Source organism: Pseudomonas sp. OST1909 (genome assembly GCF_015277575.1).
Classification (GTDB): domain Bacteria; phylum Pseudomonadota; class Gammaproteobacteria; order Pseudomonadales; family Pseudomonadaceae; genus Aquipseudomonas; species Aquipseudomonas synxantha_A.
This window is the reverse complement of record NZ_CP063780.1, coordinates 1,375,826-1,395,855: the sequence shown is the minus strand read 5'-3', so window position 1 is coordinate 1,395,855 and position 20,030 is coordinate 1,375,826. Positions and strand designations below refer to the sequence as shown.

The following is a 20,030-nucleotide window of genomic DNA, read 5'->3' as shown; positions in this document are numbered from 1 at the left end:
TACTCAGTGGTCGAACACGGCAAGTGCCGCCGGGGTCTTGCTCGGGAGGGTCTTGTTAGCCAGGGGCACATCATCGCCGGCACCGAGGCCGCCGCCCAACGCCGTTACCAGTTCGGCATGGGCACTCAGGCGCGCCGCCTGCACCTGTTGCTCGACCTGTTGCTGACGGAACAGCAGGGTCTGGGCGTTGAGCACATTGAGGTAATCGGTGAGGCCACGCTGATAGGCGATCATGGCGATGTCGTAGGTCTTCTGCGCCGAAGCCACCGACTGCGCGGCGAAAGCCGACTGCTTGTCCATGGACTCACGGCGGATCAACTGGTCGCTGATGCCCTTGAGCGCATTGACCAGCGTCTGGTTGTACTGGGCGACCGCGATGTCATAGCCGGCACTGGCTTCGCCCAATTGAGCACGCAGGCGGCCGCCATCAAAAATTGGCAAGGTGATCGCCGGACCGACGTTGTAGTTGAATTTCTTGCCGGCCAGGAACTCCAGCATACCGCCGCCCGTAGCCATGTAGCCGAGGCTGCCGACCAGGTCGACGTTGGGGTAGAAACCGGCGTGGGCCACATCGATGCCACGGGCCTGGGCCGCCACCTGCCAGCGGCTGGCGACCACATCCGGGCGCTGACCGAGCAGTTGCGCCGGCAGGTTCGAAGGCAGTTTCAACGGTACCGCGAGGGCCAGCGTCGGGCGTTGCAACTGCGCGCCCTCGCCCGGGCCTTTACCGGCCAGCGCCGCCAACTGGTTGCGGCTCAGGGCGATTTCCTCGTCCAGGGCATCCAGTTGGCGATGGGTTTCCGGCAGCGGGGTTTCGGCCTGACTGACGTCGAAGTGGGTGCCGATCCCGGCGTCCAGGCGCTTGTTGGCCAGGTCGAGGATCTGCTGTTGCTGGGCCAGGGTGGCCGCGGCGATATCGCGGTTGGCGTAATGCAACGACAACTGGATATAGGCGCGCACCACGTTGTTCTGCAGTTCGAGCCGGGCCTGACGTGCTTCGGCAGCGCTCATGTGCGCCAGGTCGACCGCACGTTCGGTGCTGTTGCTTTCCCGCCCCCACAGGTCGAGGGCGTAACTCAGGCCCAGGGACGAGTTGTTGTCCCAGGTGTTGGCGCCGCTCAATTCGCCGGGGCCGTAGAACTGATCTTTCGGCCAGTTGTGGCGCTTGAGGGTGGTGTCGCTGTTGATCTGCAACGACTCGGCCGACTCCGCAACCCCGGCCAGTGCCCGCGCTTGCCGCACGCGTGCGGCGGCCACGGCCAGGCTGGGACTGTTCTGGGTGGCGAGTTCGACCCAACGGTTGAGCTGCGGATCGCCGTAGGCTTGCCACCATTGGGCGGTGGGCCAATGGGCGTCCCGGGCGGCGTCTTGAATGGCTTTATCGGTGGCCAGGGTATTGGCGTTGAGGGCCTGGCCTTGGGGGGCAATTCCTCCGGTTCCGATGCAACCGCTGATGGCTAACGATAAGGCCCAAACACTGAGAGTCTTCAGCTCTCTGCTGATGCGACGCGGCACGGCAAGCGAATTCCTGAGAGGTGTTGCGCAAGAGGTGGCGCAATTCTAGGCGGCGGCATGGAGGACGATAAGCTGGCATTCCTGTGAATCTTTGTTACCGTTCAGGCGATAATCCGTTGGTAGGGATCACTGGTCGGCGTAACTTTCTGTCACAATTTGTCATCTCCCTTGAGAACACTCCATGGACACTTTGCAAAACATGCGCGCTTTCAGTTGCGTGGCCGAAGCCGGCAGCTTCACCGCCGCCGCCGCGCAACTGGACACCACCACGGCCAATGTCTCGCGCGCGGTCTCCAACCTTGAGGCCCACCTGCAAACCCGCTTGCTCAACCGCACCACCCGGCGCATCGCGCTGACCGAGGCCGGTAAACGCTATTTGCTGCGCTGCGAGCAGATCCTCGCCTACGTCGAAGAAGCCGAGGCCGAAGCCAGCGACGCCCACGCCCGCCCTGCCGGGCAGCTCAAAGTGCACACCATGACCGGCATCGGCCAGCATTTCGTCATCGACGCGATTGCCCGTTACCGCCGCACCCACCCCGACGTGACCTTCGACCTGACCCTGGCCAACCGCGTACCGGACCTGCTCGACGAGGGCTACGACGTGTCCATCGTGCTGGCCAGTGAACTGCCGGACTCGGGTTTCGTGTCCCAGCGCCTGGGCATCACCTACAGCATCGCCTGTGCTTCCCCGGAATACGTCAAGGCCAAGGGCTGTGCACAGCAGCCGCAGGATTTGCTCAACCATGCGTGCCTGCGCCTGGTCAGCCCGGTGATCCAACTGGACAAATGGACCTTCAACGGGCCTGAAGGCCAGGAAAGCGTGGCGATCAACAGCTCGCCGTTCCTGGTCAACTCGGCCGACGCGATGAAAACCGCAATCACCAGCGGCATGGGCGTCGGCCTGCTGCCGGTGTATGCCGCCATCGAAGGGCTGCGCAACGGCACGCTGGTGCGAGTGATGCCGACCTACCGCTCTCAGGAACTGAACCTGTACGCCATCTACCCTTCGCGCCAATACCTGGATGCGAAGATCAAGACCTGGGTGGAGTACCTGCGTGGTTCGTTGCCGGAGATCCTGGCGGCGCACCAGGCGGAGCTGGTGGCGTATGAGTTGAGCGGCGGCCTGGGTGGCACGCGCATTGCGACCTGATTTTGGAATGCTGCTTCCCAACCCTTATAAATTCATTGTGGGAGCTGGCTTGCCTGCGATGACGGTGGATCAGCCAATACAATAGTGACTGACATACCGCCATCGCAGGCAAGCCAGCTCCCACACGTTGAGTGGAGTTCTACAATGAAAAAGACTGTCCTGGCCTTCAGCCGCATCACCCCACCGATGATCGAACGCCTGCAACAGGATTTCGAGGTGATCGTGCCCAACCCCAAGCAGGGTGACATCAACGCGCAGTTCAACGACGCCCTGCCCCACTCCCACGGTTTGATCGGCGTGGGCCGCAAGCTGGGCCGTGAACAGCTTGAAGGCGCGAGCAAACTTGAAGTGGTGTCCAGCGTGTCGGTGGGCTACGACAACTACGACGTGCCGTACTTCAACGAGCGCGGCATCATGCTGACCAACACCCCCGATGTACTCACCGAGAGCACTGCCGACCTGGCCTTTGCGTTGCTGATGAGCAGCGCACGCCGGGTGGCCGAGCTGGACGCTTGGACCAAGGCCGGTCAGTGGAAAGCCAGCGTCGGCGCGCCGTTGTTTGGCTGCGATGTACATGGCAAGACCCTGGGCATCGTCGGCATGGGCAATATCGGCGCGGCCGTGGCCCGCCGTGGGCGCCTGGGTTTCAACATGCCGATCCTGTACAGCGGCAACAGCCGCAAGACCGCGCTGGAGCAAGAACTGGGCGCGCAGTTCCGTAGCCTGGACCAGTTGCTGGCCGAGGCGGATTTTGTCTGCCTGGTGGTGCCATTGAGCGACAAGACCCGTCACCTGATCAGCACGCGCGAATTAGGCCTGATGAAGCCCAGCGCGATCCTGATCAATATTTCCCGTGGGCCGGTGGTGGATGAACCGGCGCTGGTCGAAGCCCTGCAAACCCAGCAAATTCGCGGTGCCGGGCTGGATGTGTATGAAAAGGAACCGCTGGCCGAATCGCCGTTGTTCCAGTTGAGTAATGCCGTGACCCTGCCGCACGTCGGTTCGGCCACCGGTGAAACCCGCGAAGCCATGGCCAATCGTGCTTTGGATAACCTGCGCAGCGCCCTGCTGGGCCAACGCCCGCAGGACCTGGTGAACCCACAGGTCTGGAAGGGCTGATACATAACCCAATGTGGGAGGGGGCTTGCTCCCGATGGCGGTGGATCAGTTGTACATCTGCTGACTGACACGCCGATATCGGGAGCAAGCCCCCTCCCACATTAGCAGTGCCCGACACAAAATCCGGTTAAAGCCCAGGCCAGCCGAGTCGATAACCTTCCATAGATGATCGTCATCCCTGATCCACAGAAGGTTTTTATGTCCACCACCAAAGCCCGCGCAGACTCACTTTCGCTTCTGCTCTTTACCCTGCGCAGCGGCAAGCTGATGGCCATCAACCTGCTGAAAGTCAGTGAGATCATCCCCTGCCCGCCGCTGACCAAGCTGCCGGAGTCCCACCCGCACGTCAAAGGCATTGCCACCTTGCGCGGCACCTCGCTGTCGGTGATCGACTTGAGCCGCGCCCTCGGTGAAATGCCCTTGCAAGACCCGGACGGCGGCTGCCTGATCGTCACCGATGTCAGCCGTTCCAAGCAGGGTTTGCATGTGCAGGCAGTGAGCAAGATCGTGCATTGCCTGACCACTGATATCCGCCCGCCACCCTACGGCTCCGGGGGCAACCGTGCATTTATCACTGGGGTAACCCAAGTGGAAGGTGGCCTGGTACAGGTGCTGGATATCGAGAAAGTCATCCACGGCATCGCCCCGGCACCGATTGAAACGGCGCCGACCGACCTGACCATGGAAGAAGCCGAAGTGCTCGGCAACGCCCGCATCCTGGTGGTGGACGACAGTCAGGTGGCCTTGCAGCAGTCGGTACACACCCTGCGTAATCTCGGCCTGACCTGCCACACCGCGCGCAGCGCCAAGGAAGCCATCGACGTGTTGCTGGAGCTGCAAGGCACGGGCGAGCAGATCAATGTGGTGGTGTCGGATATCGAGATGTCCGAGATGGACGGCTACGCCCTCACCCGCACCCTGCGCGAAACCCCGGATTTCAAGGACCTCTACGTGCTGTTGCACACTTCCCTGGACAGCGCGATGAACAGCGAGAAAGCCCGCCTGGCCGGTGCCGATGCGGTGCTCACCAAGTTCTCCTCCCCGGAGCTGACCAAGTACCTGGTCATCGCCGCGCAAACCGTAGCGCAAAAGGGCCTGTAAGCAGTGGCCGAGTATTTCCAGCTGCTGCGTCGCGACCTCACGGGCAGCCTGCCCGCCCCGCAGTGGCCGGCGAATACCCGGCTGGATCATTACCGTGATGAGCTGGCCCCGGCGATCCATGCCGTGTTGCGAATGACTCAAGACCAGGGCGGCGGCCGTGTCGCCAGCCTGGATGAATGGCGCCGACAGTTCGTGACCGATGCCGAGTGCGACCCGACGTTGTGCCTGGTCGCCATTAACGCCGACGGCATTCTCGGTGTCGCCCAGTGCTGGACCAGCGCCTTCATCAAGAACCTTGCGGTACACCCTTGCGCCCAGGGCCAGGGGCTGGGGCGCGCCTTGTTACTGCACAGCTTTCAGGTGTTCAAGCAGCGCGGCGAACCCTATGTCGACCTCAAGGTGCTGGAAAGCAACCTGCGTGCCCGGCAACTGTATGAAAGTGCCGATATGAGATTTGTCCTGCGCGACACAGTGCCCAAGGGCTGACAACCACTGGCGCATAACTTGCTTCCAGAGTGCCGAGCGGTCGATAGAGGTAAAAAACCCGTCACCCCTCAAGCGTGCCCTCTGACCTAGCCTGGTGACAGATCCGCCATGAACACTCAGTTTTCTTGCGTAGGTTGCGGCAAATGCTGCAGCGACCATCACGTCCCCCTGACCCTCGCAGAAGCCCGTAGCTGGGCGGCGGACGGCGGTAACGTCATCGTCCTGGTCGAGGGTTTCCTCGGCAACGGCCTGGGCCTGCCCCTGCAACAACGTGAGCACGCCGAGCGCCGATCGGTGAGCGTGCCCAGCGGCACTACCGAGGCGTTTGTGGCAATCACCTTTGCCGCCTATAACGCCGGACGCTGCCGGAATCTTGACGAAGACAACCTTTGCCGCATCTATGAACGGCGCCCACTGGTGTGCCGGATTTACCCGATGGAGATCAACCCGCATATCCCGCTGAACCCGAGTGCCAAGGATTGCCCGCCAGAATCCTGGGAACAGGGCCCGGCTTTGATCGTCGGTGGCGAGTTAATGGACAAGGAACTGGCTGAACTGATTGGCCGCTCGCGCCAGGCCGACCGTGACGATGTACAAACCAAGGAAGCGGTGTGTGCGTTGCTCGGCATTCGTACCACAGCGCTCAAGGGCGACGGCTTCACCGCCTACCTGCCGGATATGCAGGCGTTTGCCCAAGCTGTCGAACAGGCAGTGGTCCAGCCGAGCATGGCCAATGAGTGGGTGTTCCACGTATCCGGTATGGACATCGCCGAACAACTGCTGGACGCCGGGGCGCAGATTGCCACCGAAGTGCCGGCCAACTATGCGTTTATCTCGTTGCGGGCTGCCTGACCGCTGACGGGGATTTGACTGAGTCTGCTCCGGCATTGAGATCTATCGCGATCATGGAGTGGCAGGCGCTACATCCAGACGATAGGGCTGGAGGATGCGTTGGTATTCGCCGTTTTGCATCAGCTGTTCAAGCGCATGGTTCAGCTCATTGCGCAGCGCGGTATCAGGTTTGCGTACCGCGATAGCCACGCTGTTGCCCAACAGGCCCGATGACACCACAGGCCCCAGGAAACCGAAGTCCAGGCCGTCGGCTGTGTCGAGCAGCGCCTCACGGATCTCCACGGCACCTTGCAAGGTCGCATCGATATCACCCGACACCAGGCTCTGAACCAGTTGGTCGTTGAGCCAGAAACTTCTGATGATCACCCCCGCCGGTGCCCACTGCGAGAGCGCAAAGGCTTCACGATTACTCCTGACCAGCACCCCCACGCGCTTGCCCTTGAGCGAGCGCCGGCCAGGGGTCAAGCCTGAGCCTTTACGACCCACCAGGCGGGTGGTGATCGGGTAGAGGTCATCGGTAAAACTCACCCGTTGTCGGCGCCGACATGTCGGCGCCATGCCCATGATCGCGTCGAACTGCCGGGCTTCGAGGGCCGGAAAATTTTCCATGACGACTTGGTCAACCCAGATACAGCGCACGTTGAGTTGTTCGCACAAGGCATTGCCCAGTTCGATGTTCAGCCCCACCAGTTGCCCTTGCGGGTTGCGGCTCTGAAAGGGGGGAAAATGCGCGGCCACGGCGAAACGGATCTCGCGCCGCGGTTGAACGTCGCCCGCAACGGCCGTCGTCGAGAGCAAGAAGGCAAGCACTGCACAGAGGTGTATCAGGGCCACGGGAACGTCCTTTTCCGGAAAGCTTACTCACTCGTCCCGATGGAGCGTCATCGGGACGAAGCAAACGCTGTGCAAGCTTTCAAGAATCGACCGCGGACCTACAAGTAGAAATATCGACAGGCGACGTAGGCAACAGCCTATAACGCTAGCTTCGATTTAGCCTTAACGTTTACCCATCGAACGGCGCGTGCCTGGGGGTGCCATGCCAGGGGTCTTGGTATGGCCGTTCTTGGCGCCGCCTTTGTACCAGGGCTGGCTGGCGTTTTTGGCGCCTGCCAGTTCACCCGGCTTGAAGGGGAACTTGAATGCCGGGATCTCGGCTTTTTCAGCACTGTCGGCGGTGGCCGAATCGACGAGGTCGGCCGCTTCAACAGGGGGTTGGGTGGGGGAAGTCATAGGGGCTCCGGCACAGCTATAGGTGTAAAAACGCGAGTATACGGGGCCGAGGCTGCCAGCAGTAACTTCAAGCGACAGGCTCACACAGCCTAACTGTCACGGCTGTCAGTTTGCCGTCACCGTGCTGACGGTGAAACAGCGCTATAAAGCAGCTTTCCAAACTCCAACGTGCAGTTTGCGCCGGCGCCCTCCTATGCAGATCAAACGAAACATGGCCCTGATAGTGGGTGCCCTCCTGATACTGGCTGTCGCAGCCTGGGCATTGACCCGGCCGGCCAAGGCGCGGCTGGCGGCGCCTACCGCCATTCCCGTGCGGGTGGTGAGCGTGACGCAACAGGATGTACCGCGGTTTGTCAGCGGCATCGGCTCGGTGCTGTCGTTGCACAATGTGGTGATTCGCCCGCAGATCGACGGCATCCTCACCCGGTTGCTGGTCCAGGAAGGTCAGTCGGTGAAGGCCGGTGACCTGCTGGCGACCCTCGATGACCGCTCGATCCGCGCCAGCCTCGACCAGGCCAAGGCGCAACTGGGTGAAAGCCAGGCGCAGTTGCAAGTGGCACTGGTCAACCTCAAGCGCTACAAGGCGCTGAGCGTTGACGACGGCGTATCAAAGCAGACTTATGACCAGCAGCAGGCATTGGTGAACCAGCTCAGGGCCACCGTGCAAGGCAATCAGGCTGCGATTGATGCTGCTCAGGTACAACTTTCCTACACCCAGATTCGCTCCCCCGTCAGTGGTCGCGTGGGCATTCGCAGTGTGGATGAAGGTAATTTCCTGCGCATGAGCGACACCCAGGGGTTGTTCTCCGTCACCCAGCTCGACCCGATCGCCGTTGAGTTCTCCCTGCCGCAGCAGATGCTGCCGACCCTGCAGGGCCTGATCGCGGCGCCAACCCCGGCCAGCGTCGACGCCTACCTGGGCGCCGATACCGACGGCGACACCGGCCACCTGCTCGGCGAAGGCCACCTGAGCCTGATCGACAACCAGATCAGCTCCACCACCGGCACCCTGCGAGCCAAGGCCGAGTTCAACAACCCTGCGCAAAAGCTGTGGCCGGGGCAACTGGTGACCATCAAGATCCAGACGGCCCTCGACAAGCATGTTCTAGTGGTACCACCGACCGTAGTGCAGCGTGGGCTGGACGCGCACTTCGTGTACCGGGTCAACAGTAATAAAGCAGAAGTGGTGCCGGTACAGGTTGCCTATCAGGACAGCGAGATCAACATCATCACCGGCGTGCAGGCCGGGGACGTGCTGGTCAGCGACGGTCAGTCGCGGCTCAAGGCCGGCGCCCAGGTGGAAGTACTCAAGGAGCCACCACAGGTGATCCAGACCGCTGACGCCACGGTGCAACCATGAGCGGCAGCCGTTCGCCCTCGGCCTGGTGCGTTGATCACCCGGTAGCCACCCTGTTGTTGACGTTTGCCTTGGTACTGCTGGGGATCATCGCCTTCCCACGCCTGTCCATCGCCCCGCTGCCGGAAGCGGAATTTCCGACGATCCAGGTCACCGCGCAACTGCCCGGTGCCAGCCCGGACACCATGGCCTCATCAGTGGCCACGCCCCTGGAGGTGCAATTCAGTGCCATCCCCGGCGTGACCCAGATGACCTCCAGCAGCGCCTTGGGCTCAAGCCTTTTGACGTTGCAGTTCACCCTGGAAAAAAGCATCGACACCGCCGCCCAGGAAGTCCAGGCCGCAATCAACACCGCCTCCGGCAAGCTGCCCAGCGATATGCCGAACTTGCCGACCTGGAGAAAGGTCAACCCGGCCGACAGCCCGGTGCTGATCCTCAGCGTCAGTTCAGGCAGCATGCCCAGCACCGAGCTGAGTGATTACGTGGAAACCCTGCTGGCGCGCCAGATCAGCCAGATCGACGGCGTCGGCCAGATCAACATCACCGGCCAGCAACGCCCGGCGATTCGCGTGCAGGCCTCCCCCGACAAACTCGCGGCCATCGGCCTGACCCTCGCCGACATACGCCTGGCCATTCAGCAGTCGAGCCTCAACTTGGCCAAGGGCGCGATCTATGGCGAGAACAGCGTCTCGACCCTGTCGACCAACGACCAGCTGTTTCATCCCGAAGACTACGGCCAGTTAATCGTTTCCTACAAAGACGGCGCACCGGTTCAACTGCGCGATATCGCCAACGTCATCAATGGTTCGGAAAACGCCTACGTGCAAGCCTGGTCCGGCGATACGCCAGGGGTCAACCTGGTGATTTCGCGTCAGCCCGGCGCCAACATCGTCGAAACCGTCGACCGCATCCAGGCCGAACTGCCGCGCCTGCAAGGCATGTTGCCGGCCTCGGTGCAGGTCAGCGTATTGACCGACCGCACCAAGACCATCCGCGCCTCCCTGCATGAAGTGGAAATGACCCTGCTGATCGCCATCCTGCTAGTGGTGGCGGTGATGGCGCTGTTTTTGCGCCAGCTCTCGGCGACACTGATTGTGTCGGGCGTGCTGGGTGTATCGCTGGTGGCCAGTTTTGCCCTGATGTACGTGATGGGGTTCAGCCTGAACAACCTGACCCTGGTCGCTATCGTGATCGCCGTGGGCTTCGTGGTGGACGATGCGATTGTGGTGGTGGAGAACATCCATCGGCACCTGGAGGCCGGCCTGGGCCAGCGCGAAGCGGCGATCAAGGGGGCCGGCGAAATCGGTTTTACCGTGGTGTCCATCAGCTTCTCGCTGGTAGCGGCGTTTATTCCGCTGCTGTTCATGGGCGGTGTGGTCGGGCGGTTGTTCAAGGAATTCGCGCTGACGGCCACTTCGACCATCCTGATTTCGGTGGTGGTTTCGCTGACATTGGCGCCTACCCTGGCCGCCTTGTTCATGCGCGCACCGAGCCATCCTGCCCACGCCAAACCCTCCTTCAGCGAGCGCCTGCTGGCCGGCTACGCACGCAATCTGCGCCGGGCGCTGGCGCACCAACGCAGCATGGCGGCGATCTTCGTGGTGACCCTGGCCTTGGCTGTGGTCGGTTATGTGTTTATCCCCAAGGGTTTCTTCCCGGTGCAGGACACCGGTTTCGTGCTCGGCACCAGCGAGGCGGCGGCCGATGTGTCGTACAAGGACATGGTTGCCAAGCACAAGGCCCTGGCGGACATCGTCAAGGCCGACCCGGCGGTGCAGGCGTTTTCCCACTCGGTGGGCGTCACCGGCAGCAACCAGACCATCGCCAACGGGCGCTTCTGGATTGCCTTGAAAGATCGCGGTGATCGCGACGTGTCCGCCAGCCAGTTCATCGACCGCCTGCGCCCGCAACTGGCGAAAGTGCCCGGTATCGTGCTGTACCTGCGCGCCGGCCAGGACATCAACTTGAGCTCCGGCCCCAGCCGCGCCCAGTACCAATACGTGCTCAAGAGCAACGACGGCCCGACGCTCAACACCTGGACCCAACGCCTCACGGAGAAACTGCGCAGCAACCCTGCGTTTCGTGACCTGTCCAACGACCTGCAACTGGGCGGCAGCATTACCCACATCAACATCGACCGCCAGGCCGCAGCCCGCTTCGGCCTGACCGCCACCGATGTCGACCAGGCGCTGTACGACGCCTTCGGCCAGCGCCAGATCAACGAGTTCCAGACCGAGATCAACCAGTACCAGGTGATACTCGAACTGGACAGCCAGCAACGCGGCAAGGCCGAAAGCCTCAACTACTTTTACCTGCGCTCGCCGCTGACCAACGAAATGGTGCCGCTGTCGGCACTGGCCAGGGTCGAGCCGCCCAGCGTGGGGCCCTTATCCATCAGCCATGACGGCATGTTCCCCGCCGCCAACCTGTCGTTCAACCTGGCGCCCGGCGTGGCCCTGGGCGACGCGGTGATCATGCTCGACCAGGCCAAGAACGACATCGGTATGCCGAGCACCCTGATCGGCAACTTCCAGGGCGCAGCCCAGGCGTTCCAGAGTTCGCTGGCCAGCCAACCGTGGCTGATCCTCGCGGCGCTGGTGGCGGTGTACATCATCCTGGGTGTGCTGTACGAGAGTTTCGTGCACCCGCTGACGATCATTTCCACCCTGCCCTCGGCGGGCCTGGGTGCGCTGATCATGCTATGGCTGCTGGGCCAGGATTTTTCGATCATGGCCTTGATCGGCCTGGTGTTGCTGATCGGCATCGTCAAGAAAAACGGCATTTTGATGATCGACTTCGCCCTGGAAGCCCAGCGCGTGCGCGGGCTGACGCCGGAGGATGCGATTTATGAAGCCTGCGTCACGCGGTTCCGACCGATCATCATGACCACCCTCGCCGCCCTGCTCGGCGCGGTGCCCTTGATGCTGGGCTCGGGCCCGGGGGCGGAACTGCGTCAACCGCTGGGCATTGCGGTGGTGGGTGGCTTGCTGGTGAGCCAGGCGCTGACGCTGTTCACGACTCCGGTCATATACTTGTACCTTGAACGGACTTTCCACAGGCCCAAACCAGCGCTGGCGCTGGCGACCACACACTGAGGCGGTCATGCGCGTCCTGATTATTGAAGATGAAGAAAAAACCGCAGACTACCTGCACCGTGGCCTGACAGAGCAAGGCTACACCGTCGATGTGGCACGCGAAGGCGTCGAGGGCCTGCACCTGGCGCTGGAGAATGAGTACGCGGTGATCGTGCTCGACGTGATGCTCCCCGGCCTGGACGGCTTTGGCGTATTGCGGGCGTTGCGCGCCCGCAAGCAGACGCCGGTGATCATGCTCACCGCCCGCGAGCGCGTGGAGGACCGCATTCGCGGCCTGCGTGAGGGCGCCGATGATTACCTGGGCAAGCCGTTTTCGTTTCTTGAGCTGGTGGCGCGCCTGCAAGCCCTGACCCGCCGCAGCGGCGGCCATGAGCCGGTGCAGGTAACCGTTGCCGACCTGTGGATCGACTTGATCAGCCGCAAGGCCAGTCGCAACGGTGTACGCCTGGACCTGACCGCCAAGGAGTTCTCGCTGCTCAGCGTGTTGGCGCGGCGCCAGGGAGAAATCCTGTCCAAGACCGCGATTGCCGAGATGGTCTGGGACATCAATTTCGACAGCGATGCCAACGTGGTGGAAGTGGCGATCAAGCGCCTGCGCGCCAAGCTCGACGGGCCGTTCGAACACAAGCTGCTGCACACCATTCGCGGCATGGGTTATGTACTGGAGAACCGTAGTGTCGGCTAATTCCATTGCCCTGCGTTTGAGCAGCATGTTCACTCTGGTGGCGCTGCTGATCTTCGTGCTGATCGGCGGCGCGCTGTACCAGCAGGTGGATCGCGGCCTGGGGTTGTTGCCGGGCGCCGAACTGGATGCGCGCTACAGCGTGCTGGAATCGTCGGTGAACCGCTTCGGCACGCCGGAGCATTGGGTCAAGATAAAGTCCAAGCTCAAGCTGCTGGGCGAAGAAGACAAGCGCATTCGATTCTGGGTGGTCAGCAGCGACCCGAGCTATGAATATGGCGAGCCGGACGCGCAAATCCGTGCCTTTGCACAGGGCCCGACGGGCAAGCGCGACCTGCGCCTGCCCGGCCACGCTTATCCGTTCAAGGTGCTGGTCAGCCAGTTTGCGGCCAAGGACCAGCGCCCGGCGTTGCGCTTTATGATCGCCATCGACACCGAAAACTTCCGCGCCACCCAGCATCATTTGCTGGTGGCGTTGATCAGCCTGGCAATGGTGGGTGTGGTCATGGCCGCGCTGCTGGGCTTCTGGGTTGCGCGCATCGGCTTGAAGCCACTGGAAAAGCTCTCCGACGAAGCGCGCAAACTCGCCCCGCCCAAACTCTCGGGGCGCTTGCAATTGTCACCGCTGCCACCGGAGTTGAGCCTCTTCGTCAATTCGTTCAATGCCACTCTCGACCGCGTGGAACAAGCCTACTCGCGCCTGGAATCGTTCAACGCCGACGTGGCCCATGAACTGCGCTCGCCGCTGACCAACCTGATCGGCCAGACCCAAGTCGCACTGACACGCGGGCGTTCGGCCGAGCACTATTTCGAGGTGTTGCAATCGAACCTGGAAGAGCTGGAACGGCTGCGCTCGATCATCAACGACATGCTGTTCCTCGCCAGCGCCGACCAGGGCAGCAAAGCCACCAAGCTGATCGAATGCTCCCTGGCCGATGAAGTGGCCACCACCCTCGATTACCTGGACTTCATCCTCGAAGACGCCCAGGTCCAGGTGCGCGTGCACGGCGATGCCCGGGTACAGATCGAAAAGGCCCACCTGCGGCGTGCGCTGATCAACCTGCTGAGCAATGCCGTGCAACACACCGCGCCCGGACAGGTTATCAACGTGCACATCCAAGTGCAGGGGCAACAGGTAGCGATTGGCGTGACCAACCCGGGCGAGACGATCGCCAGCGAACACTTGCCGCGCCTGTTCGAACGTTTCTACCGGGTGGATGCATCACGCAGCAACAGCGGGGCCAATCACGGGCTGGGGCTGGCTATCGTCAAGGCGATTGCGTTGATGCATGGCGGGGATGTGTTTGTGCGCAGCGAAGGCGGTGGCAATACCTTTGGTATCACCCTTCCGGTCTAAACAACTCGTTCAAAAATGTGGGAGCTGGCTTGCCTGCGATAGCCATAGGTATCTACACAACTTGATAGCAACCGACGGTAACCACGATGCGAAGCGAGTAGCTCTTGATCTTGATCTGCTTTTGATCTCAGGCGCCCCGTTAAACCACGCTGGCTGGAATCCGACATGGATTTGGGGGGTAAACCGGCAGGGATGCCGGTTTAGCCGCCCCGCGCCATGGATGGCGCGTGGCGGCGGCCCCCCAAATCCATGGCGGATTACGGGCACACCGAGCCTAAGCGAGGTGCCGAGTGTTGGGGCAAGAGCGTTTTGCTTACTTTTGTCTGGGCCGGCATTCCGGCTTTTCAAAAGTGAGCCGCTGTAAGAGCGGAACCAATAGCAGCCGTTACCTAAATAACGGATATGTACTCGGTCTGACCCAGCACCCTCGTCGGCCCTGAGGCCGCCAGCGGGAGCAAGCTCCCTCGCCACAGGTACAGCGCCGCACCAAAAGATGTGTAGATACCCATGCTGCGATAGCATCATCCCGGCGCGCGTGGCATACCGAGGTGTCTGCATCGCAGGCAAGCCAGCTCCCACAGAAGATCCTATCGCCCACACTGTTGCGATTTGGGCAATAGTTATTATCTTGTTACACTCTGTATCGCACCGCTCGCCTGCGTTACTTTGACGCATCGATGAGCGCGACGGCAAAGGCAGCTGACCCGCTTACCCGAATTTCCCTCGACTTATTTCCAGGGCTCTACACTGGGAATCTGTCTTAAAGCCGCTGACTTCAGCGGCTTTTTTTTGCCGTGAAAAAAGGCCGGGCACACCCCACGACACTGGCCGTTCATGATTGACCAAAGGAGCTCCACCGGTGAAGAACTCGCTGACGTTCACCCCGTTATTCCTCGCAATCGCAGCAACGATCATCCCCCTTGCCCACGCGGCGGACGCCCCGCCCGACGAAGGCTTCGTCGAGGGTTCGCACCTCACGGTCAACACCCGCAACTACTACATGAACCGCGACCGACGCGACACCCATACCGATGACAGCAAGGAATGGGGCCAGGGCTTTATCGGCACTTTCGAGTCCGGCTACACCCAGGGCACCGTCGGCTTTGGCCTGGACGTCAACGCCATGCTCGGCCTGAAGCTCGACGGCGGCGGCGGCACTGATGGCTCCAGCATCCTTCCCTACGGCAGCGGCAACGGCAAGGCACCGGGTTCGTTTTCCACCGCCGGCGGCACCTTGAAAATGCGTGCCTTCGATACCGAACTGAAAGCCGGCGACCTGTTCCTTAACAACCCGGTGATCGCCGGCGGCATGACGCGCATGTTGCCGCAGACGTTCCGGGGTGTAAGCCTGACCAACCACAGCTTTGACGGCTGGATGATCGAAGGCGGCCAGGCCAGCTTTACCAAGCTCTACAACCAGAGCGGCCATCGGCGCATCGGCACCAGCTACGGCGCATTGCCGGCCAATGCCGACAGCCAGCACCTGGACTGGGCCGGCGTGTCGTTCAGCGGCATTGCCGGGTTGACCAGCAACCTGTACGCCTCCGAACTCAAGGACGTATGGCACCAGTACTACTACGACCTCGAATATACCTACGCCCTCAATGATCTGGTCAGCCTGACCCCCGGCCTGCACTACTACCACACCCAGGACACCGGCCAATCGCTGCTGGGTGATATCGACAACAACACCTACAGCCTGCATTTCACCGTAGGCGTGGGCAACCACAGCGTCACGGCCACCTATCAGCGGGTCAACGGCAACACGCCGTTCGACTACATCACCCAGGGCGACAGCGTGTACCTGGACAACTCCCAGCAGTACTCGGACTTCAACGGCCCCAACGAGCGCTCCTGGAAGCTCAAGTACGCCTACGACTTCGCCGGCCTCGGCGTGCCGGGGCTGACGTCTGCCGTGTCCTACATCAGCGGCAAGACCGACCTGACCAAGGTCGACCCCAACAGTCGTGGCTACAGCAGTTGGTACAGCGCCGACGGCAAGGACGCCAAGCATTGGGAACGGGATATCGACGTGAAATATGTGGTGCAGGGTGGCAAGGCCAAGGACCTCGCCGTGCGCCTGCAATGGGCGACTAATCGAGGAAGCAATGGCTACTCGGCAGTGGATCGGGATGTGGATGAGTACCGTGTGATTGTGGATTACCCCATCAACATCTTCTGACAAGGTTCCAAATGTGGGAGGGGGATTGCTCCCACATTTGGGTTCTGCGACCTATTCCAGAGTTGCTACTAAGCTATTGGCATCCTCAAAGCAGAAGTGCGTCCGATGAGCCCAAGCCTTACCCGCCCTGAGCGCCTGCTGATCCTGGGCAGCACGCTGACAGTGTTGCTGATCGTGGGAGTCGTCACGGCGCTGCTGATTCGTGAACACGCCAATACCTTGCAGACGGCCAAGCGCACCGCCAATACCATCACCCAATTGATCGACGCCGACGTGTTGCGCAATGTCGAACTCTACGATGTGGGCCTCAAGGGTTTGATCACCGCTACCGAACGTACTGACCTGCAGGATGTATCCGCGAGTATCCGTCAGTTGGTGCTGTTCGACCGCTCCGCCGCCGCGCCATACAAGGGCGATGTCCTGTTGCTGGACCCCACCGGCGAGGTGATTGCCGACTCGTCACTGCTCACGATCAAGCCCGGCAACTTCGCTGATCGGGACTATTTTCAGGTTCACCGCCAGAATCCGGACGTGGGGTTGTACATCAGCCGTCCGTTCATGGCCCGCTGTGTGTGCGATGACCAATGGCGCATCGCGTTCAGCCGCCGCGTTTCGTCACCGGACGGGCGCTTCCTGGGAGTCGCCGTCGCGTCCATGCGCCTGTCGTACTTCCGCCAGCTGTTCACCAGCCTGAATATCGGCAGCAACAGCACGATCAACCTGCTCAACCACCAAGGCATCCTGCTGGCGCAAGAGCCTTTGCTGGAAGCGGATATCATCAACAAGGACCTGAGCCAACGCCCCAACGTCGCACGTATGCTGCGTGAACGGGACGGCAGTTTCCGAAGCATCTCCAGTGTCGACCATCAGGCACGCCTTTACAGTTTCTCCAATGTGGGCAATTTGCCATTGATCGTTGCGGTGGCCCTCTCCAGTGATGAAGTGTTCGCGCCCTGGCGGCGCGCGGCGTGGCTGGTCAGCCTTGCAACGGGGGTGTTATGTGTGGGTCTGTTGTGGCTGACCTGGGCGCTGTGCATGGAATTGCGCCGTCGCCATCGTGCCGAGCAGGTGCTGTCAGAACTGGCAGCCACCGACGCCCTCACCGGCCTGGCCAACCGTCGCACTCTGGACGAGCGTTTGCGTATGGAATGGGACCGTGCGCAGCGCTCAACCGAGCCGCTGACCGTGCTGATGATCGACGTGGACCACTTCAAGGCCTTCAACGACCGCCACGGCCATCAGGGTGGGGATGATGCGTTGCGGGCAGTCGCGCAGGTAATCAACAGCACTATCCGTCGCCCGGCCGACCTGGCAGCGCGTTATGGCGGTGAAGAGTTCGCCGCGGTGCTGCCCCATACCGACGCCAAGGGCGCCTGGGTGATCGCCGAGCGTATCCGCCAGAGCGTTCAGCATTTGCCGCAGGTGGCCGGGGATGATCAGCCGATCACGGTGAGCATCGGCATGAGTACCTGGCACAAGCACAGCCGTATCACCCTTGAGGACTTGCTGCTCAAGGCTGACCAAGCGTTGTATGAGGCCAAGCACAGTGGGCGCAATCGCATTGTGGACGCGGCAACCCTTCCCATATAAAACGGCGCGCCATAAAAAAAGGCCACCCGAAGGCAGCCTTTAAAAACTAAAGAAAGAGAGTTGTTACTTACACCGCCGCAACGGGACGCATGTAAGAGATCGGTGCGGTGCTGGCATCTTCGAAGGTCACGACTTCCCAAGCGTCTGTCTGCTCAATCAACTTGCGCAGCAGCTGGTTGTTAAGGGCGTGGCCCGACTTGAAGCCTTTGAACTCGCCTATCAGGCTATTGCCCAGCAGGTAGAGGTCACCGATTGCATCGAGGATCTTGTGCTTCACGAATTCGTCTTCGTAGCGAAGGCCGTCTTCGTTCAGTACACCATCCGCGTCGACCACAATGGCGTTTTCAACGCTGCCGCCGAGTGCGAGGTTGTGCTTGCGCAGGTACTCGATGTCACTCATGAAACCAAAGGTACGGGCGCGGCTGACTTCTTTTACGAACGAAGTGCTGGAAAAATCCACGCTTGCACTTTGGGTGCGGTCACGGAATACCGGGTGATCGAAATCGATCTCAAAGCTCACTTTAAAGCCTTCGAACGGGACGAAGGTGGCGCGCTTGTCGCCGTCTTCTACTGTCACTTCCCGCAGAATGCGAATGAACTTCTTGGCTGCGTCCTGTTCTTCCAGGCCGGCAGATTGAATCAAGAATACGAAGGGTCCAGCGCTGCCATCCATGATCGGGACTTCGGACGCGGAGAGCTCGACGTAGGCGTTATCGATGCCCAGGCCAGCCATGGCCGAGAGCAAGTGCTCCACCGTGTCCACTTTGACGTCACCGTTGACCAGAGTGGTCGACATCGTGGTTTCGCCAACGTTTTCCGCGCGAGCAGGAATCTGCACCACAGGGTCCAGGTCGGCACGAACAAACACGATGCCGGTGTCGACAGGTGCGGGCTTGAGGGTCAGGTATACCTTCTCCCCGGAGTGCAGACCTACACCTGTGGCACGGATAATATTCTTCAGGGTGCGTTGTTTAATCATGGCTTGGACCGCTTCAGCGCAAATTGCGAACTGGTATCAACAAAGGCTGGCGATAATAACAGACCAGACCTTTGCTGAACACCAATCACCTTCATAGCCCTGATACATTCCATTAATCGGCCTGACGACGCAGGAATGCCGGGATGTCCAGGTAGTCCAGATCATCTTGCGGATTCAGGCTACGGGATGCAGCAGCACCGGCCTGGGCCTGGTTGCGCATCACGGTCGGACGGTCCAGATCACGGTAGTTCACCGACGGCAGTTCCTGGCGAGCAGGTGCTGCAGCGGCCGCTGCCTGATTAGCCTGGCTGACCTGGCTGTTGTGCAGGGTGTTGTCGATGACCTTTACAGGCTTCTCGATTTTCGCACCCAGGCCGGTCGCAACCACGGTTACATGCAGTTCATCACGCATGTCCGGATCGATAACGGTACCCACCTTGACCATGGCGTGCTCGGACGCGAAGGCTTCGATGATGCTACCCACGTCGGAGTACTCACCCAGGGACAGGTCGGGACCTGCGGTGATGTTCACCAGGATGCCGCGTGCGCCTTGCAGGTTCACGTCTTCGAGCAACGGGTTGCGGATGGCCGCTTCGGTCGCTTCGCGTGCACGGTTAGGACCGCTGGCGCAGCCAGTGCCCATCATCGCCATGCCCATTTCGCTCATGACGGTACGAACGTCGGCAAAGTCGACGTTGATCATGCCCGGACGCTTGATGATGTCGGAGATACCGCGAACGGCACCGGCCAGTACATCGTCAGCCTTGGCGAACGCAGACAGCAGGCTTGCGTCCTTGCCCAGGATGGTCAGCAGTTTCTCGTTGGGAATGGTGATCAACGAGTCGACGCTTTCAGACAGCAGACGGATACCTTCGTCGGCGATCTGCATGCGCTTGCGGCCTTCGAACGGGAACGGACGCGTCACGACAGCGACGGTCAGAATCCCCATTTCCTTGGCCACTTCGGCAATGATCGGAGCAGCACCGGTACCGGTACCTCCGCCCATGCCGGTGGTGATGAACACCATGTTGGTGCCTTGCAGCACTTCGGCAATACGCTCGCGGTCTTCCAGAGCGGCTTGACGGCCGACTTCCGGATTGGCGCCAGCGCCGAGGCCCTTGGTCACCGCTGTGCCCAATTGCAGGATGGTCCGCGCGCCGATGCTTTTCAGCGCCTGGGCATCAGTGTTGGCGCAGATGAATTCAACGCCTTCAATGTTGCTCTTGACCATGTGGTTGACAGCGTTGCCGCCGCCACCGCCGACACCGATTACTTTGATAACCGGGCTAGCGGGGATGTTGTCTACGAGTTCAAACATGTTCCCTCTCCTTTCGT

General features: G+C 61.2%; 16 protein-coding genes. 11 read left to right on the top strand and 5 right to left on the bottom strand.

Going from position 1 to position 20,030, the window contains the following annotated elements; genetic code table 11:
- Positions 1–3: 3 nt before the first annotated feature.
- Positions 4–1,515, bottom strand: a complete 1,512-nt coding sequence (locus IH404_RS06180; protein WP_194440147.1) for an efflux transporter outer membrane subunit — start codon at positions 1,513–1,515, stop codon at positions 4–6.
- A gap of 181 nt (positions 1,516–1,696) precedes the next feature.
- On the opposite strand from IH404_RS06180, the gene IH404_RS06175 reads away from it, so the two are divergent.
- From IH404_RS06175 to IH404_RS06155, 5 genes are all read left to right on the top strand, one after another.
- The gene (locus tag IH404_RS06175) at positions 1,697–2,665 is read left to right on the top strand and encodes a LysR family transcriptional regulator (protein WP_005784976.1); all 969 of its coding nucleotides are present in this window, start codon (positions 1,697–1,699) and stop codon (positions 2,663–2,665) included.
- 144 nt (positions 2,666–2,809) lie between these two features.
- Entirely contained in the window at positions 2,810–3,784 is a 975-nt protein-coding gene (locus IH404_RS06170; RefSeq protein ID WP_005784974.1) for a D-glycerate dehydrogenase, read from the top strand.
- A 198-nt stretch (positions 3,785–3,982) separates the two neighbouring features.
- Positions 3,983–4,885, top strand: coding sequence for a chemotaxis protein (locus IH404_RS06165; protein WP_005784972.1), 903 nt, complete (start codon positions 3,983–3,985; stop codon positions 4,883–4,885).
- A 3-nt stretch (positions 4,886–4,888) separates the two neighbouring features.
- A complete protein-coding gene (locus IH404_RS06160; protein ID WP_005784970.1) occupies positions 4,889–5,371 on the top strand; it encodes a GNAT family N-acetyltransferase in 483 nt (160 codons plus the stop codon).
- 108 nt (positions 5,372–5,479) lie between these two features.
- Positions 5,480–6,223, top strand: coding sequence for a YkgJ family cysteine cluster protein (locus tag IH404_RS06155; protein WP_005784968.1), 744 nt, complete (start codon positions 5,480–5,482; stop codon positions 6,221–6,223).
- 51 nt (positions 6,224–6,274) lie between these two features.
- Here IH404_RS06155 and IH404_RS06150 read toward each other — a convergent pair whose 3' ends face one another.
- The gene (locus IH404_RS06150) at positions 6,275–7,057 is read right to left on the bottom strand and encodes a transporter substrate-binding domain-containing protein (RefSeq protein ID WP_005784966.1); all 783 of its coding nucleotides are present in this window, start codon (positions 7,055–7,057) and stop codon (positions 6,275–6,277) included.
- Positions 7,058–7,219: 162 nt separating this feature from the next.
- Positions 7,220–7,453, bottom strand: a complete 234-nt coding sequence (locus tag IH404_RS06145; protein ID WP_005784964.1) for a hypothetical protein — start codon at positions 7,451–7,453, stop codon at positions 7,220–7,222.
- 193 nt (positions 7,454–7,646) lie between these two features.
- Between IH404_RS06145 and IH404_RS06140 the strand changes: the two genes are divergently transcribed.
- From IH404_RS06140 to IH404_RS06115, 6 genes are all read left to right on the top strand, one after another.
- The gene (locus IH404_RS06140) at positions 7,647–8,813 is read left to right on the top strand and encodes an efflux RND transporter periplasmic adaptor subunit (RefSeq protein WP_194440146.1); all 1,167 of its coding nucleotides are present in this window, start codon (positions 7,647–7,649) and stop codon (positions 8,811–8,813) included.
- Positions 8,810–11,905: a multidrug efflux RND transporter permease subunit gene (locus tag IH404_RS06135; protein WP_194440145.1), complete on the top strand. Its 3,096-nt coding sequence runs from the start codon at positions 8,810–8,812 to the stop codon at positions 11,903–11,905. The genes IH404_RS06140 and IH404_RS06135 overlap by 4 nt, the downstream gene beginning before the upstream one ends.
- A 7-nt stretch (positions 11,906–11,912) precedes the next feature.
- Positions 11,913–12,590, top strand: coding sequence for a heavy metal response regulator transcription factor (locus tag IH404_RS06130; protein ID WP_005784958.1), 678 nt, complete (start codon positions 11,913–11,915; stop codon positions 12,588–12,590).
- A complete protein-coding gene (locus IH404_RS06125; protein WP_005784956.1) occupies positions 12,580–13,944 on the top strand; it encodes a heavy metal sensor histidine kinase in 1,365 nt (454 codons plus the stop codon). The genes IH404_RS06130 and IH404_RS06125 overlap by 11 nt, the downstream gene beginning before the upstream one ends.
- Positions 13,945–14,803: 859 nt before the next feature.
- Entirely contained in the window at positions 14,804–16,126 is a 1,323-nt protein-coding gene (locus IH404_RS06120) for an OprD family porin (protein ID WP_005784954.1), read from the top strand.
- 105 nt (positions 16,127–16,231) lie between these two features.
- A complete protein-coding gene (locus IH404_RS06115; RefSeq protein WP_005784952.1) occupies positions 16,232–17,716 on the top strand; it encodes a diguanylate cyclase in 1,485 nt (494 codons plus the stop codon).
- Between the two features lie 67 nt (positions 17,717–17,783).
- Here the strand turns inward: IH404_RS06115 and lpxC are convergent, their stop codons facing one another.
- Together lpxC and ftsZ are read right to left on the bottom strand one after the other, a co-directional pair.
- Complete coding sequence (gene lpxC, locus IH404_RS06110; RefSeq protein WP_003171886.1) at positions 17,784–18,695, bottom strand: UDP-3-O-acyl-N-acetylglucosamine deacetylase; 912 nt, start codon at positions 18,693–18,695, stop codon at positions 17,784–17,786.
- Between the two features lie 112 nt (positions 18,696–18,807).
- Complete coding sequence (ftsZ, locus tag IH404_RS06105; RefSeq protein WP_005784951.1) at positions 18,808–20,013, bottom strand: cell division protein FtsZ; 1,206 nt, start codon at positions 20,011–20,013, stop codon at positions 18,808–18,810.
- Positions 20,014–20,030: the final 17 nt, after the last annotated feature.

Bases quoted from the DNA above. Each gene is read 5' to 3' on its own strand.
- IH404_RS06175 (WP_005784976.1), top strand. From the start codon at position 1,697: ATGGACACTTTGCAAAACATGCGCGCTTTCAGTTGCGTGGCCGAAGCC.
- IH404_RS06170 (WP_005784974.1), top strand. From the start codon at position 2,810: ATGAAAAAGACTGTCCTGGCCTTCAGCCGCATCACCCCACCGATGATC.
- IH404_RS06165 (WP_005784972.1), top strand. From the start codon at position 3,983: ATGTCCACCACCAAAGCCCGCGCAGACTCACTTTCGCTTCTGCTCTTT.
- IH404_RS06155 (WP_005784968.1), top strand. From the start codon at position 5,480: ATGAACACTCAGTTTTCTTGCGTAGGTTGCGGCAAATGCTGCAGCGAC.
- IH404_RS06145 (WP_005784964.1), bottom strand. From the start codon at position 7,453: ATGACTTCCCCCACCCAACCCCCTGTTGAAGCGGCCGACCTCGTCGAT.
- IH404_RS06140 (WP_194440146.1), top strand. From the start codon at position 7,647: ATGCAGATCAAACGAAACATGGCCCTGATAGTGGGTGCCCTCCTGATA.
- IH404_RS06135 (WP_194440145.1), top strand. From the start codon at position 8,810: ATGAGCGGCAGCCGTTCGCCCTCGGCCTGGTGCGTTGATCACCCGGTA.
- IH404_RS06130 (WP_005784958.1), top strand. From the start codon at position 11,913: ATGCGCGTCCTGATTATTGAAGATGAAGAAAAAACCGCAGACTACCTG.
- IH404_RS06115 (WP_005784952.1), top strand. From the start codon at position 16,232: ATGAGCCCAAGCCTTACCCGCCCTGAGCGCCTGCTGATCCTGGGCAGC.
- lpxC (WP_003171886.1), bottom strand. From the start codon at position 18,695: ATGATTAAACAACGCACCCTGAAGAATATTATCCGTGCCACAGGTGTA.
- ftsZ (WP_005784951.1), bottom strand. From the start codon at position 20,013: ATGTTTGAACTCGTAGACAACATCCCCGCTAGCCCGGTTATCAAAGTA.